The sequence below is a fragment of the Achromobacter pulmonis genome, assembly GCF_002885955.2.
Lineage (GTDB): Bacteria > Pseudomonadota > Gammaproteobacteria > Burkholderiales > Burkholderiaceae_B > Achromobacter > Achromobacter pulmonis_A.
This window is the reverse complement of record NZ_POQS01000024.1, coordinates 5084-5312: the sequence shown is the minus strand read 5'-3', so window position 1 is coordinate 5312 and position 229 is coordinate 5084. Positions and strand designations below refer to the sequence as shown.

The window sequence follows — 229 nt, the reverse complement described above, 5'->3', positions numbered from 1 at the left end:
TGCTGATAAGCCGCATCCGCAGTGCAATCAGCCTGGCGCCGGGCGTCGAGGACTACGACCTGCAATGGCCGACGGCCAACGTCGAGCATGGCACCGGCGTGCTGCCGGTATGGGGAGGGGCGCAGTGGATCGAGGACTGACCGACGCCGACTACCGGGCGCTGCTGTTTGCGATGCTGCCGCCCGGCGTGGTGTGGCCAACCGATCCAGACAGCCGACTACAGCGCGTG

1 protein-coding gene (only partly in view) is annotated in these 229 nt (G+C 67.7%); it reads left to right on the top strand.

This entire window lies inside a single protein-coding gene on the top strand: locus C1I89_RS33300, encoding a baseplate J/gp47 family protein. The 870-nt coding sequence extends 545 nt beyond the window's left edge and 96 nt beyond its right edge, so the window shows coding positions 546–774 — codons 182 (partial) to 258 (complete); the first codon wholly inside the window starts at position 2. Both the start codon and the stop codon lie outside the window.